14 protein-coding genes are annotated in these 15171 nt (G+C 59.7%); 7 read left to right on the plus strand and 7 right to left on the minus strand.

Translation table 11 applies throughout. The features are described 5' to 3' along the window. The first annotated feature begins 50 nt into the window (after positions 1-50). Together aroQ and ACA044_RS26405 are read left to right on the plus strand one after the other, a co-directional pair. Complete coding sequence (gene aroQ, locus ACA044_RS26400; RefSeq protein ID WP_497443945.1) at positions 51-491, plus strand: type II 3-dehydroquinate dehydratase; 441 nt, start codon at positions 51-53, stop codon at positions 489-491. A 5-nt stretch (positions 492-496) separates the two neighbouring features. Beyond that, positions 497-1351 (plus strand): shikimate dehydrogenase, encoded by an 855-nt coding sequence (locus ACA044_RS26405; RefSeq protein WP_497443946.1) that lies wholly within the window; start codon positions 497-499, stop codon positions 1349-1351. A 75-nt stretch (positions 1352-1426) separates the two neighbouring features. Here the strand turns inward: ACA044_RS26405 and ACA044_RS26410 are convergent, their stop codons facing one another. Both ACA044_RS26410 and quiC read right to left on the minus strand, forming a co-directional pair. Continuing rightward, entirely contained in the window at positions 1427-2104 is a 678-nt protein-coding gene (locus tag ACA044_RS26410; protein ID WP_497443947.1) for a TetR/AcrR family transcriptional regulator, read from the minus strand. A gap of 103 nt (positions 2105-2207) precedes the next feature. Further along, positions 2208-4109 carry a 3-dehydroshikimate dehydratase QuiC gene (gene quiC / locus ACA044_RS26415; protein ID WP_497443948.1) on the minus strand — a complete coding sequence of 634 codons (1902 nt, stop codon included), beginning with the start codon at positions 4107-4109 and terminating at the stop codon, positions 2208-2210. A gap of 567 nt (positions 4110-4676) precedes the next feature. Here quiC and ACA044_RS26420 point away from each other — a divergent pair. Then, positions 4677-6029: an MFS transporter gene (locus tag ACA044_RS26420; protein WP_497443949.1), complete on the plus strand. Its 1353-nt coding sequence runs from the start codon at positions 4677-4679 to the stop codon at positions 6027-6029. Positions 6030-6075: 46 nt separating this feature from the next. Here ACA044_RS26420 and ACA044_RS26425 read toward each other — a convergent pair whose 3' ends face one another. Next, on the minus strand, positions 6076-6954 hold the full coding sequence (locus ACA044_RS26425) for a DMT family transporter (protein WP_497443950.1): 879 nt from the start codon (positions 6952-6954) through the stop codon (positions 6076-6078). Positions 6955-7328: 374 nt separating this feature from the next. Beyond that, on the minus strand, positions 7329-8105 hold the full coding sequence (locus tag ACA044_RS26430) for an IclR family transcriptional regulator (RefSeq protein ID WP_497443951.1): 777 nt from the start codon (positions 8103-8105) through the stop codon (positions 7329-7331). A 282-nt stretch (positions 8106-8387) separates the two neighbouring features. On the opposite strand from ACA044_RS26430, the gene ypfJ reads away from it, so the two are divergent. Together ypfJ and ACA044_RS26440 are read left to right on the plus strand one after the other, a co-directional pair. After that, entirely contained in the window at positions 8388-9281 is an 894-nt protein-coding gene (ypfJ, locus tag ACA044_RS26435) for a KPN_02809 family neutral zinc metallopeptidase (RefSeq protein WP_497443952.1), read from the plus strand. After that, positions 9281-10240, plus strand: coding sequence for an alpha/beta fold hydrolase (locus ACA044_RS26440; RefSeq protein WP_497443953.1), 960 nt, complete (start codon positions 9281-9283; stop codon positions 10238-10240). Before ypfJ ends, ACA044_RS26440 begins: the two co-directional genes overlap by 1 nt. A 122-nt stretch (positions 10241-10362) precedes the next feature. Here ACA044_RS26440 and ACA044_RS26445 read toward each other — a convergent pair whose 3' ends face one another. The 3 genes from ACA044_RS26445 to ACA044_RS26455 all read right to left on the minus strand — a co-directional run bounded on the left by ACA044_RS26445 (position 10363) and on the right by ACA044_RS26455 (position 12498). Continuing rightward, positions 10363-10956, minus strand: coding sequence for an HAD family hydrolase (locus ACA044_RS26445; RefSeq protein WP_497443954.1), 594 nt, complete (start codon positions 10954-10956; stop codon positions 10363-10365). Further along, positions 10953-11822 (minus strand): acyl-CoA thioesterase II, encoded by an 870-nt coding sequence (gene tesB, locus ACA044_RS26450; RefSeq protein ID WP_497443955.1) that lies wholly within the window; start codon positions 11820-11822, stop codon positions 10953-10955. The genes ACA044_RS26445 and tesB overlap by 4 nt, the downstream gene beginning before the upstream one ends. 106 nt (positions 11823-11928) lie before the next feature. Beyond that, the gene (locus ACA044_RS26455) at positions 11929-12498 is read right to left on the minus strand and encodes a GNAT family N-acetyltransferase (protein WP_497443956.1); all 570 of its coding nucleotides are present in this window, start codon (positions 12496-12498) and stop codon (positions 11929-11931) included. 86 nt (positions 12499-12584) lie between these two features. On the opposite strand from ACA044_RS26455, the gene ACA044_RS26460 reads away from it, so the two are divergent. Together ACA044_RS26460 and ACA044_RS26465 are read left to right on the plus strand one after the other, a co-directional pair. After that, complete coding sequence (locus ACA044_RS26460) at positions 12585-13505, plus strand: histone deacetylase family protein (protein WP_217858136.1); 921 nt, start codon at positions 12585-12587, stop codon at positions 13503-13505. A gap of 280 nt (positions 13506-13785) precedes the next feature. Further along, positions 13786-15027 (plus strand): TIGR03862 family flavoprotein, encoded by a 1242-nt coding sequence (locus tag ACA044_RS26465; protein WP_497443957.1) that lies wholly within the window; start codon positions 13786-13788, stop codon positions 15025-15027. The last annotated feature ends 144 nt before the right edge of the window (positions 15028-15171 follow it).

Below are 15171 nucleotides of genomic sequence, written 5' to 3' on the forward strand. Positions count from 1 at the left end.
ACAGGCTGAAACCCTCGGCCAATGCCAAAAATAATAAGTGGAGAAACCCGATGTCCCCTATCGTTCTGGTGCTCAACGGCCCGAACCTGAACCTGCTCGGTACCCGTGAACCGGCGACTTATGGCCACGAAACCCTGGCCGACATTTCAGCGCTGTGCGGTCGCGCTGCCGAAGAGTTCGGCCTGACCGTGGAGTTTCGCCAGACCAACCATGAAGGCGAACTGCTCGACTGGATTCACGCCGCCCGTGGCCGTTGCGCCGGGATCATCATCAACCCGGCCGCCTGGACTCATACCTCGGTCGCCATTCGCGATGCCCTGGTCGCCAGCGAACTGCCGGTGATCGAAGTGCACCTGTCCAACGTCCATGCCCGCGAACACTTCCGGCATCACTCCTTTGTCTCGTCCATCGCCACGGCAATCATGTGCGGTTTCGGCAGCCACGGCTATCGTCTGGCACTGGAGCATTTCAGCCAACGTTTGAAGGATTAAGCGTCATGACACAGAACACCGTGGTATTGGCCGGGCTGATCGGTGCCGGCATTCAGGCTTCCCGCACCCCCGCGCTGCACGAACATGAAGGCGATGCACAGGGTTTGCGTTACCTGTATCGGTTGATCGATCTGGATCAATTGAAACTCGACAGCAACGCCCTGCCTGACCTGCTGATGGCCGCCGAACGGATGAATTTCACCGGGCTGAATATCACCTTCCCGTGCAAGCAGACGATTATCCCGTTGCTTGACGAATTGTCGCCGGAAGCCCGCGGTATTGGCGCAGTGAATACGGTGGTGCTGAAGGACGGTAAACGCATCGGCCACAACACCGATTGTCTGGGTTTTGCCGAAGGATTTCGCCGTGGCCTGAAGGACGTTGCCCGTGATCGTGTGGTGCAAATGGGCGCCGGTGGCGCAGGCGCGGCAGTGGCCCACGCGCTATTGAGCGAAGGCGTACAGCTGCTGAGCATTTTCGATGTGGATCAAAGTCGCGCTCAGTCGCTGGCGAACAACCTCAATCAGCATTTTGGTGTTGGCCGAGCCGTGGCTGGTCATGACTTGCCGGGCACGCTGGGTCAGGCAGACGGGCTGGTGAATACCACGCCGATGGGCATGAAAAAACTGCCGGGCATGCCCGTGCCGGTGGAGCTGCTTCGAGCGCAGTTGTGGGTCGCAGAGATCGTTTACTTCCCGCTGGAAACCGAACTGCTGCGCAACGCTCGCGCGCTGGGTTGCCGAACCCTGGATGGCGGCAACATGGCGGTGTTTCAGGCGGTGAAGGCGTTTGAACTATTCAGCGGCGTGGTGCCGGATGCTCAGCGGATGCTGGCGCATTTTCAGAGCATGAATGGTTGAGGTTGAAAAAATTTGAGGGCTGCTTCGCAGCCCTACGGGGCGGTGCGGCGTTCCGACCAGCTCCCTCGCCATAGGTCAGGCCTGCAAATACCGCAAAACCGACTCGCAGATCATCTCCCGATGACGCTGCTTGATGCTTTCGTCCGGCAAGTCGATCTGAAAGATCTCACCGAAGGTATGACGGTTCGACACACGATAAAAGCAAAACGAACTGATCAGAAGATGCACATCCAGCCGATCAAGCCCGGCGCGGAATACACCCTCTGCGGCCCCGCGCCGTAAAATCTCGCCCAGTGAATCGAGGATGGTGTTGTTCATCGCCTTGATCGCATCGGAGCGCTTCACATACTCGGCATTGTGAATGTTCTCGATGCTGACGATACGCACAAAATCGACGTTGCGATCATGGTGATCAAAGGTGAATTCCACCAACCGCCGAATCGCTTCCACCGGTGCCAGTTCTGCCAGGTGCAAACGGTTTTCCGTGCTGCGGATATCCCCGTAGAGTTTCTCCAGTACCTCGACGTAAAGCTGTTCCTTACTGCCGAAGTAGTAATAGATCATGCGTTTTGAGGTATGGATGCGCTCGGCGATTGCATCGACGCGGGCACCGGACAGCCCCTGCTGGACGAACTCGACAATGGCCTCTTGAAGGATGTTCTCGCGGGTTTTTTCCGGGTTGTTCTTGCGACTCTTTCGAGGCTCGGCAATTGGCTTTTCGGGCACTACGGAGAGTTCTGAAATTATTGTCATTGCGGGCTCACGGCCATCACTGCACAAGCAGGCGATTATGGGCTGCCGCGCCCGGTGAAGGAAGCTGCGCAGCAGCGGTTTTGTACCCGTGTTTACGATTTTCCTACAACTTTGCCTGACGTACGCCACCACTTCTGGATTTGGCCATGGCCGCCAGTCGCACTGCCACGTTGGCCGCGCCATAACCCGCGTAGCCGTTTTTGCGCTGGATAATTTCAAAGAAGAAGCGTCCTTCGAACGGCTCGGTGTAAACATGAAACAGCTCGCCGCCCTGAGCATCACGGTCATAGAGCACGTTGAAATAGGCCAGCTCGCTGAGGAACTCATCGTCGAAATCGAACCGCGCGGCGAGGTCATCGTAGTAGTTGAGCGGGATATCCAGCAGCGGTACGCCAGCCTCCTTGGCGCGGCTGACTTCGGCAAAAATGTCGTCACAATCGAAAGCAATGTGATGCACACCGGAACCGCGATAACTCGACAGCGCGTGTGAGATGGCGGTGTTGCGGTTCTCGGAAATGTTCAGCGGCAGGCGGATCGAACTGCAACGGCTGCGCAATGCGCGGCTCTTCACCAAACCATACGGGTCGGGCAGCACCACTTCATCGTCGGCTTCGAAATCCAGCAGGCTTTTGTAGAACAGCACCCAACTGTCGAGGCTGTCGGCCGGCAGTGCCATCGCCATGTGGTCGATACGCTTGAGGCCACCACTGGCCCCGGCCGTCGATTGCAGATTGAAGTCGGTGCCGTAGACGTCGGCGTCCTGGTCCACCAGGTAAATCAGACTGCCATCCGGCGCACGCACCGCCGCCAGTTCAAGCTCGTTGGGGCCTACCAGCCCGCGATAGGGCTGGCCCTTGTACGCAACGGCACGCGCCAGTGCACTGGCACTGTCCTTGACCCGCACGGCAGTGGCGCACAGCGATGGGCCGTGAGCCTCGAAAAAACTGTGGGCGAAGGAGTATGGCTCGGAGTTGAGGATCAGGTTGATATCGCCCTGACGCAACAGGCTGACGCTTTTGGAGCGGTGTTGCCCGGCCTTGACGAAACCCAACCGCTCCAACCAATGGGACAGCTTGGCGCCAAGGCTTTCGTCCACCGCGAACTCAAGAAACTCGATGCCGTTGTATTCGCTGGCGCTTGGGGTGTCGAACAGAATGTCGAGGTTGGCCGCAGGCTTGGCTTCCTGCTCCAGACGCTGGCGGGTTTTCTCTTCCAGGTACAGCAACGAACGCAAACCGTCGGCGGCGTTGGCCCGTGGCGGCGCGGCGCGGAAGCCGTCGTTGAAGATCTCCAGCGACAGCGGGCCGGTATAGCCACTCTTGATGATCGGTGCGAGGAACCCTGGCAGATCGAATTCGCCCTGGCCCGGGAAACAGCGGAAATGCCGACTCCACTCCAGCACATCCATGGCCAGGATCGGCGCATCGGCCATTTGCACGAAGAAGATCTTGTCGCCGGGAATCTGCGCGATCGCCTTCGGGTCGCCCTTGAGCGACAGCGTATGAAAACTGTCCAGCAATACGCCGAGGCTCGGATGGTCGGCCTGGCGAACGATGTTCCACACCTGTTGCCAGGTGTTCACATGCCGGCCCCAGGCCAAGGCTTCGTAGCCGATCCGCAGGCCACGAGCGCCGGCCCGTTCGGCCAGCAGACGCAAGTCGTCGACCAGAATCTGCTCATCACCCATGGAGTCGGCCGCAGCATTGCTGCACACCAGCACCAGGTCGGTGCCCAGTTCCTGCATCAAATCGAACTTGCGCTCGGCCCGCTCCAGATTGCGTGGCAGGCGATCGCGGCGGCAACCTTCAAAATCCCGAAAAGGTTGAAACAGCGTGATGGCGATCCCGAGATCGGCGCACATCTGTTTGATTTCCCGCGGGCTGCCGTCGTAGTAGAGAAGGTCGTTCTCGAAAATCTCCACCCCGTCAAAACCGGCGGCGGCGATGGCTTCGAGCTTTTCCGGCAGGGTACCGCTCAAGGAAACGGTGGCAATGGAACGCTGCATATTTCGACTCCCGGTGGATGGACGGGTCTTGTTAGATAGGTAACAGGCTTTCTGTAGCAGCTGCGAAACCTGCGTTCGGCAGCTGCTACCTGCGGTCGGTTTTATCCTGGGGTAAATTATTGGCTTGACGAATCCACACAGCAATTCAAAGTGTACTACCCAGTTAGTTTTGCGGGCGATTATCGAACACAATGGCGGTTGGCGAATTGACGATTTTTCGTCCACTGCGCACCATCGACAGCACATTGAGTCCGGTCATGAACCCATGGACTCGGTTACCAAAGACCCTGAACACCACATAAAAATTTCAAAAAACGGGTACACACTCATGCACTCATTCAACGCCTTGTTTGCTTGCTCCACCGCCATCACGCCATGCCTGGCGCCCATCCGAACCTTGCGCCCTCTCGGCCGAACCGTGCCGCTCGCTGAATAACCCGTTGTCGTCAGTGCGACGAAAACACCTCAGCCGATCAATCGCACCCGCGCCTGTTGCCGTCGATTGATCACGCGCCCTTGAAGTCCCGACAAGCCTCGCTTGTCAGTCATTGAACGGATGGCACACACATGTTTCCTTCTCAAAGCTCTCAAACGGAAAGCTCTCGCATGGCTGCGGCCCAAGGTGTCGCCACTGGCGGCATCGGCGACAAAATCCGCGGCGCCATGGCGGTCGGCAAAACCCGTTGGGGAATGCTGGCGCTGGTATTTTTCGCCACCACCCTGAACTACATAGACCGCGCCGCCCTGGGCGTCATGCAGCCGATCCTGGCCAAGGAAATGAGCTGGACGGCGATGGATTACGCCAACATCAACTTCTGGTTTCAGGTCGGTTACGCCATCGGCTTTGTGCTGCAGGGTCGGTTGATCGACCGGGTCGGCGTGAAACGCGTGTTCTTCTGCGCGGTGCTGCTCTGGAGCCTGGCCACCGGCGCTCACGGCCTGGCCACTTCGGCGGTGGGCTTTATGGTCTGCCGGTTCATTCTCGGTCTGACCGAAGCCGCCAACTACCCGGCCTGTGTGAAAACCACCCGGCTGTGGTTCCCCGCCGGCGAGCGCGCCGTGGCCACCGGCATCTTCAACGCCGGGACCAACGTCGGTGCGATGTTCACGCCGATGCTGCTGCCGCTGATTCTCCACGTCTGGGGCTGGCAAGCCGCGTTCCTGTGCATGGCGGCACTGGGTGGCATCTGGTTGCTGTTCTGGGGCCTGAAGTACTTCAACCCGGAAGACCACCCGAGCGTCAAACAATCGGAACTGGACTACATCCAGAAGGAAGTCGAGCCGGAACAGTCCCGCGTGCCGTTCTCACGAATCCTGCGCATGCGTGGCACCTGGGCCTTCGCCCTGGCCTACTCGATCACCGCGCCGGTGTTCTGGTTCTACCTTTACTGGCTGCCGCCGTTCCTCAATCAGCAATACAACCTGGGGATCAACGTGACCCAGATGGGTATCCCGCTGATCATCATCTACCTCACGGCTGACTTCGGCAGTGTCGGTGGAGGGATCCTGTCCTCGTTCCTGATCGGTCGCGGGGTCAACCCGATCAAGGCGCGACTGATGTCCATGTTCCTGTTCGCCTGCTGCATCATCGGCGTGGTCATGGCCGCCGGCTCGAGCAGCCTGTGGGTCGCGGTGTTCGCCATTTCCCTGGCCATCGGTGCTCACCAGGCCTGGACCGCGAACATCTGGAGCCTGGTGATGGACTACACACCCAAGCACATGATGAGTACGGTGTTCGGCTTCGGCGGGATGTGCGCGGCAATCGGCGGGATGTTCATGACCCAGTTGGTCGGCCACATTCTGACGGTCACCAACAACAACTACACCGTGCTGTTCACCATGATTCCGGCGATGTACTTCATCGCGCTGACCTGGATGTACTTCATGGCACCGCGCAAGATTCCTACCATCACCGACTGAAATCCCCTCCTCCGGCAGGCCTGATTCCAGGCCTGCCTCACTCCTCTTATCGACGATGCTGCTGCCAAGCCGCCGCCAACCCGCTGCAGCAAATCACCGCGATCCCGATCACGGTGGTCAGGGTCGGCGTGTGAGAAAACAGCAACCATCCCAATAGACCGGCAAACACAATCTGGCAGTAACCGAACGGCGCCAACAACGCCGGCGCGGCGTGCCGGAAGGCCTGGGTCAGAAACAGATGCGCCGTCATCCCGCACGCCCCCAGCGCCACCATCAAAAAACCATGACCCAGGCCAGGCACCTGCCAGAAGAACGGCACCAGCGCGCTCATCACCAACGTGTTGCAGAGCCCGGCGAAAAAATTGCTGGTGGTCGGGCTGTCGATTTCGCTGAGCTTGCGGGTGAGCAATTGATAGAAACAGAAAAACAGCGCCGAGCAGAACGGTAGCAATACGGCGGGCGTGAACAGTTCGCCGCCGGGATGGACAATGATCAACACCCCGATGAATCCGCAAATCACCGCCAGCCATTGGCCGCGAGTCACCTGTTCACCCAGCAGCGGCACTGACAGTGCCGTCACCAATACCGGTGCGAGAAAATTGACTGCCGTGGCTTCGGCCAACGGAATGAACAGCAAACCGGTGGTGAACAGCAGACTGGTCCCCAGCAGGCACAACGCCCGCAGCAGTTGCAGCAATGGCCGTTTGGTCCGTAGGACACGCAATCCAGACTGCGGTAGAAAAATCCCGGCCATCAGCAGCGTGTGAACCACATAGCGGGCCCAGACCACCATGATGACCGGATAGAACCCCGAGAGGTATTTCGACAAAGCGTCGTGGCTGGAAAACAGGAAGGTGGCGACAACGATCAGCAGAATCCCTTTGAAGGGCTGATTGACACCGGAAAGCGGAGTGCTGACGGTCATGGGGTATCCCTTGGGGTCTTGAGATCAGAAGAGGCGATAACTCCAGCACCGTCAGCCAGGGATTGCAGAGGCTGGTAATGCTGCGGGCCCTTTGTTGTCAGTACCGATCAGGGCAATGCGAAGGGGCAAAGTCAAAACGCGAGTCCTCTTGTGATTTTTGCTGGGAAATGAATTCAAATAATTTAGAACCCGGTTCCAGATTTTCACAGGAGTAACAGCAAATAGTGTTCGAACAGCGCACAGATTCGTATGGTTCACACCTATAAAATGTGAGAGCGGGCTTGCTCGCGAAGACGGTGTGTCAGTCGACATCAATGGTACCGGACACACCGCTTTCGCGAGCAAGCCCGCTCCCACAATGAACCGGGGCTGGTTTAACCGAACAACTCCGACGCCAGACTCGCCGCCGAAAGCTCCTCGGTAAACTTCAGCAACAGCGGCGCCAACTCATGCAAACGCGCCCCCGGCATCCGCGCACTTGGCCCGGCGATACTGAGTACACCGATCACCCGACCGTCGCCTGGATGCCGTATCACCGCCGCAATCGCCGACGTGCCGACTGCCGAGCTTTCCTCGACCCAGGCATAGCCCTGCTCCCTGGCCATGCGCAGGCGCTCCAGCAATTCGATGTTGGAGCGCGGTGCGTTCGGCCCGAGGTCCTTGGGCCGGTCACTGCCCTGGCGTTCCACCAGCGACAAGGCCTCGGCATCGCTCATGCACGCCAGCCAGGCATGTCCCGATGCGGTGTAAAACAACGGTGCATCGCGGCCCATGTCCGGGTCATAACGCAAGCCGGATCGGGCACCCTGAGACTTTGCGATCCAGATCTGCCGCTCTCCTTCGATGACACCAAGGCGCACCAGCTCACCGGTTTCCTCAGCCAGGCGATCAAGCACCGGTTGAACGATATCCGCGCCGCTGCCCGACAGATAGCGAAAACCCATGGCAACCAGTTTGGTCGACAAGTGATAACGCAGGTTCTCCGGATTCTGCCGCACGTAGCCAAGCCGAATCAGCTCGGCGAGCAAGCGATGGGTCGCGCTTTTGGGAATATCCAGCTGCTCCGCCAGCGTCTGCATCGGCATACCGCGAGGGTCACTGGTAAGGCTTTCCAACACGCTGAAAACACGTTCGATCTGACTGCCAGCCATGGGAGGTTCCACACGAAATTTGCCCGATTCTAGAAGACAACCGGCCGAATGCGAAATCTGGAACCCGGTATCCGATAGCCGCCTGCCTTGTCGCAATACAACCTCCGAGACACGCATTCCTCCCCACTCGATAAAAACCCATCGCCTGAAGGAATTCGATGGGCCATCCGTGTTCAATACAAGTCTGAAATGTTGCGTGCATGGCAAAAGACGGACGACCGGACTGGCGCCACGCTTACTCACCAGCAACACTCATCACCATGTTCAAACGAGGATCCCCCCATGCTTTGGAAAAAAGGCCGACGCAGCGACAACGTGGTCGATGCTCGTGGCGATGATGTCGGTGGTGGGGGCGGCGGGATGCGCTTCGGTGGGGGCAAAGGCCTGAGCCTGACGGCGATCCTGTTGATCGTCGGGATCGGCTGGATCACCGGCCAGGACCCGTTGCAGATCCTCGGCCAATTGACCGGGCAGATGAGCGAACAATCGGCCCCGGCCACCCCCCAAACCCGCCAGGCGCCACCAGCCAATGACGAAGGAGCCGAATTCGTGCGCTCGATCCTCGGCGATACCGAAGACACTTGGCGCCAGATTTTCCAGCAGGCCGATCGGCAGTACAAAGACCCGACCCTGGTGCTGTTCAGCAACCGCGTCAACTCGGCCTGCGGCCTGGCGACTTCGGCGACCGGCCCCTTCTATTGCCCGGCAGACCAGAAGGTCTACCTGGACATGAGTTTCTTTCAGGAGATGTCCCAACGCTTTTCCGCCGCGGGGGACTTCGCCCAGGCCTACGTGATCGCTCACGAAATCGGACACCACGTGCAGACCTTGCTCGGCGTTTCAGCGAAGATTCAGACCGCTCGCCAACAGGGCCGACAGATGGAAGGCGACAATGGTTTGCTGGTGCGTCAGGAACTGCAGGCCGATTGCCTGGCCGGCGTCTGGGCGAACAACGCGCAAAAACGCCTGAACTGGCTGGAACCCGGTGACATCGAAGAAGCCTTGAACGCCGCCAACGCCATCGGCGACGACCGCTTGCAACAACAAGGTCAGGGCCGCGTGGTGCCGGACTCCTTCACCCATGGCACTTCGGCCCAGCGGGTGCGCTGGTTCAAGGCCGGATTCGCACAGGGCCAGGTCGGTCAATGCGATACCTTTGCGGCGAAGAATCTGTAATGCGTAAGTGGTTGCTGGTTCTGTTGATCACCTGCGCAAGCACCCAGGCTGCCGAGCAGGGGGCCAAGGCGATCAGTTCCGGGCGCCTGCTGTTGAGCGCTGGCGAAATCGCGGTGGGCATCGGCCCGACGCCAACGAAAATCGAACGCGTGCTGATCATCATCCATGGTCGATTGCGCAATGCTGAAACCTACCGCCAGAGCGCCGAGCACGCAGCCGAGCAGGCCGGGCAAAGCGTGAACACGTTGGTGCTCGCCCCGCAGTTTCTCAATGAAACCGACATTGCGAGCCATCCGGTGTCTGACAGCGTTTTACGCTGGCAAGGCAATGACTGGATGGCCGGCGGCTTATCCACCGCGCCGTTCACACTGAGTTCCTATGCGGCGCTCGATGAAATCGTCACTCGACTGGGTGATCGGCGACAGTTTCCCGACGTGAAGCAAATCGTCATCGCCGGTCACTCCGGCGGCGCTCAGGTGGTTCAGCGTTACGCCTTGTTGGGTCACCCTCAGCCAGCCCTCGACACGGAGGGCGTGAAAGTGCGCTATGTGATCGCCAATCCTTCGTCGTACGCCTATTTCAATGAGCAACGGCCGGTGGCGTTCAGTCACGCGGGGTGTCCGAATTTCAATCGCTGGAAGTACGGACTGACGGATTTGCCCGCTTATGCCGATGGGCAAACACCTGCGCAACTCGAAGACAACTACGTCAAACGTGACATCGTTTATTTACTCGGGCAGCAGGACATCGACCCGAATCATCCGGCGCTGGATAAAAGTTGTGAGGCCAAGGCCCAGGGCGCTTCTCGATTGATTCGCGGGCGCAACTATTTCAATTATCTGAAACGGCGCCATCCCCAAGGGTTGAGTCAGCAGCTGATCGAAGTGCCGGGGGTTGGGCACAATGGGGATGGGATGTTTACGTCGCCTGAGGGGCAGAAGGCGTTGTTCGGTCAGTGAGTTTTGTGGGGCCTGATCTGACGCCTTCGCGGGCAAGCCTCGCTCCTACGGGATTGAGGTCGTTCTCGAATAATGTGAACAACACAAACCTGTAGGAGCGAGGCTTGCCCGCGAAGAGGCCCTCAAGCCGAAAGCAGTCGCCGCAACTCGACGCAATCGCGCGCATGCCAATCGGTCAATTCCGGCCAGGGATTATCCGGCAGATTCACCAGCACCGTCCGTGTCCCCGCCGCCCGACCGCAATCGAGATCGAAGCGGTAATCACCGACCATCACCATTTCGCTCGACGGCACCTTCCAGGCTTCGGCCAGTTTCAGCAACCCACCGGGATGCGGTTTGGGCGGTGCTTCATCGCGGCCCAATACATCCTCTTGCGCAAAGCAGTCGGCCAGGCCAATCGCCTCCAGCGTGACATGCGCCAGCTCCCGAGCATTGCGCGTGAGAATGCCCAGGCGGTAACCGCGCCCGGCCAACTCACGCACCAGTTCCACCGCGCCCGGCGCCGGTTTCGAACCCAACGCCAGATCTCGCTCATGCTCCAGCAGCCACGCGTGCTTGGCCGCGGCTTCATCGGCCGGTAGAGCAGCAAGGTGGGTGAGGATGTCGTCTTCGGCGGGAATCGCCAACGCCACGCGGATCGCCGCGAAGTCATGCACGGCCACGGTCAAGGTGCCGTCCATATCGAACACCCAATGCCGCACTTCGGCCAGGCTCATGCCCAATCCTTGCGATGGCGAATCAGACCTTCCTGAGTGACCGAGGCCACCAGTTGCCCAGCCCGGTTGAACACGCTACCCCGGGAGAACCCGCGCGAATTGCCGGCCCACGGGCTGTCCATGGCGTACAGCAACCAGTCATCGGCGCGCAGGTCGGCGTGGAACCACAAGGCGTGATCAAGGCTGGCGACCTGCATGTCTTTCTGCCAGACCGATTTGCCGTGGGGCAGCATAGAGGTGGTCAGCAGGCCGAAGTCCGAAGCGTAGGCCAGCAGGTATTTGTGCAGCGCCGGAGTATCGGCCAACGCACCGTCGGCGCGGAACCACACGTATTTGACCGGATCGGCAGGCTGCGGGTTGTAGGGATCTTTTTCGGTCACCGGTCGGACTTCGATCGGTTTCGGGCACAGCAGTTTTTCGCGCATGTGCTCAGGAATCAGGTGTGCGCGCTGCTGGGTGAGTTCCAGCTCCGACGGCAGGTTTTCCGGGCCGACCACTTGCGGCATCTCAGTCTGGTGCTGGAAGCCTTCTTCGTCGTACTGAAACGAGGCGCTGCAAGTGAAAATCGGATTGCCCTTCTGGATCGCCGTCACCCGGCGCGTGCTGAAACTGCCGCCATCACGTACCCGATCGACCTGATACACCACCGGCAATTTGGCATCGCCCGGGCGCAGGAAATAACCGTGCATCGAATGCACATGGCGCGCCGCCTCGAGTGTCTGACTGGCCGCCGACAAGGACTGGCCGAGCACCTGGCCGCCGAACAACTGACGAAAACCCAGGTCCTGGCTGCGGCCGCGGAACAGGTTTTCTTCAATCGGTTCCAGGGTCAGCAGGTCTACCAGATCTTCCAACACTTGGCTCATTCAGACTCTCCTCACACAAAGCAATGCCGCGCAGTCTTGGCTGCGGCGGTCGATTCAGTTTATGGCCCGGTTCAACATGAGGGCCATTGTAAACGTCCGCGCCTGCTTATCCATGCAAGGTTTGCAGCCATTGCTCACGGGTGATGCGGTACAACACGTGCGGGCGCAGCGGATGATCGGCGGCAAGCCTTGGGTGCTCGAAGTCATCGGCGGGGTCATGGTGCATGCCGATCGCCTGCATGACTTTTTGCGAAGGCATGTTGGTTTCGGTGGTGAACGCCACGACCTCTTGCAGCGCCAAACGGTCGAACCCGCAGCGCAGAGCAGTCCACGCCGCTTCACTGGCATAACCCAGGCCCCAGTGCTCGCGCGCCAGGCGCCAGCCGATTTCGATGGCCGGCGTGAACGGTGCGTCGAAGCCGACCACACCCAGCCCGGTAAACCCGATGAACGCCCCGGTGTCCTTGCGCTCCAGTGCCCAGAGGCCGAAACCATACTCGGCAAAATGCCCGCGAACCCGCCCGATCAGCGAGGCACTTTCCAGTCGGCTCAAAGGTGCCGGAAAATAACGCATCACCTGTGGATCGGCACACATTGCCGCAAACGCCGGCAAATCCTCATCACGCCACTGCCGTAACAACAGTCGCGCGCTTTCGAGTTCCAGTATCGGCTCCATAGTGCCCCCCCCTTTCCATGCCGCAATACTACATCGCTGGTAGGATCCTTCACTCATTCCTACATGCCTTCCTGTATAAATCAGCCATGCCCCTGCCATTGATCTACCACGAAGACTACAGCCCCGAGTTCCCGGCGGATCACCGCTTCCCCATGGACAAGTTTCGCCTGCTGCGCGATCACCTGGTGGACAGTGGCCTGACCCGCGACACCGACCTGCTGCGCCCGGACCTCTGCCCCGCAGAGATTCTCGCCCTCGCCCATGACCCTGCGTATATCGAACGCTACATGGGCGGCGAGTTGTCCCGCGAAGACCAGCGACGCCTCGGCTTGCCCTGGAGCGAAGCGCTGGCCCGGCGCACGGTGCGAGCGGTCGGCGGTTCGCTGCTGGCGGCCGAACAGGCACTGGAGCATGGTTTGGCCTGTCACCTGGCCGGCGGCACTCATCACGCGCATTACGATCATCCCGCCGGGTTCTGCATCTTCAACGACCTGGCGGTGATCAGCCATTACCTGCTGGAAAGTGGCCGGGTGAATCGGGTGCTGATCTTTGACTGCGATGTGCATCAGGGTGACGGGACTGCACGGATTCTCCACAACACTCCGGAGGCAGTGACCGTTTCCCTGCACTGCGAAAAGAATTTTCCTGCACGCAAAGCCGAAAGCGATTGGGATATTCCGTTGCCGATGGGCATGGGCGATGCCGACTACCTGAAGGTGGTGGACGACGCACTCAACTATTTGCTGCCGCTCTACCAACCGGATCTGGTGCTGTACGACGCCGGCGTCGATGTGCATAAGGACGACGCCTTGGGTTATTTGAAGCTGACAGACGAAGGCGTCGCCGCTCGCGATGAAAGCGTGATGCGTCATTGCCTGGGCCGGGATATTCCGGTGGTCGGCGTCATTGGCGGCGGCTACAGCAAGGACCGCAAGGCCCTGGCACGCCGCCATGGCATTCTCCATCACAGCGCACAACGGGTCTGGCAGTCATCAGGTTGTCATTGATGTGTGGGCCTTTACCCACAATGCCTGTGGAACTGCCTGTGGATAACCTGAGTGAAAGGGTCTGCAGCCCATGCTGCCTATAGCGTGCAACGGAGTGGTTGTTTTTTGATCAGCTCTTGAACACACCAATGATCCCTGTGGGAGCGGGCTTGCCCGCGATGAGGCCGGTACATTCAACCTCATTGTTGCCTGACAGTCCGCTATCGCGGGCAAGCCCGCTCCCACAGTTATTGTGTACTGCTAGAATGCGCGGCTACTCCGCCATACCGCAGCTCTCGCCATGACCCAGTCCTCCACTTCCCTCCCCCCTCACGTCGCCATCATCGGCGGCGGCCCCGCCGGTTTGATGGCGGCTGAAGTGCTGAGCCAGGCTGGAATCAAGGTCGACCTGTACGACGGCATGCCTTCAGTGGGGAGAAAATTCCTTCTCGCCGGTGTAGGTGGCATGAACATCACCCACTCCGAAGCCTACCCGGCGTTTCTCTCACGCTATGCCGAACGGGCGCCGCAGATTGCGCCGCTGCTGCGAGCCTTTGGTGCCGAAGCCTTGTGCCAATGGATTCATGACCTGGGCATCGAAACCTTTGTTGGCAGCTCCGGCCGGGTGTTTCCTACCGACATGAAAGCCGCACCTCTGTTGCGCGCCTGGCTCAAACGCCTGCGCGATGCCGGCGTCGTTATCCACACCCGCCATCGCTGGCTCGGCTGGGATGATGACGGTGGCTTGCGCTTCGACAGCCCCGAAGGCGAAAAAACAGTTCAACCCGACGCGGCCCTGTTGGCCCTCGGCGGCGGCAGTTGGTCACGCCTCGGTTCGGACGGTGCCTGGATGCTGCCGCTGGAACAGCGCGGTGTAGGACTGGCACCGTTGCAACCGAGTAATTGCGGCTTCGAAGTGCAGGCCTGGAGCGAATTGATGGTCAGCAAATTCGCAGGCGCCCCGCTGAAAAACATCGCCATTGGCCTCAATGACGATGTGCCGCGACTCGGAGAATGTGTGATCACTGCCACGGGGATTGAAGGCAGTTTGATCTACGCCCTGTCGGCGCCGATCCGCGAAGCGATCAATCAACATGGTTCGGCAACTGTTCACCTCGACCTGTTGCCGGGCAAGCCTGTGGATAAAATTCAGGCAGCGCTGAGCAAACCGCGCGGCTCCCGTTCCATGGCCAAACACCTGCACAGTCAGCTTGGCCTTGATGGGGTAAAAGCGGCGTTGTTGCGGGAACTGACACCGGCTGACTGTTTTGCCGATTCGGCGCTGCTGGCCAAAGCGATCAAGGCATTGCCGCTGACGCTGGTGAAAACCCGGCCACTGGACGAAGCCATCAGCAGCGCAGGTGGCGTGATGTTCGAGGCGATGGACGAAGGTTTGATGCTCAAGCAACTGCCCGGCGTGTTCTGCGCGGGGGAAATGCTCGATTGGGAAGCGCCGACCGGCGGCTATCTGCTGACAGCGTGCTTCGCCAGTGGGCGAGCGGCGGGATTGGGGATGGTGGAGTGGTTGCGGCGCAAGGGCTGAAGACTGAGGCGCGCCCTTCGCGAGCAAGCCCGCTCCCACATTAATCGCATTCTTCCTGAAAGAGCTCGCTCCCACACTGGATCTTCATGTAGCGCCGATCAAATAATGTGGGAGCGAGCCTGCTCGCGATAGCGGCGTATCAGA

The sequence above is a fragment of the Pseudomonas sp. LBUM1673 genome, assembly GCF_059695645.1.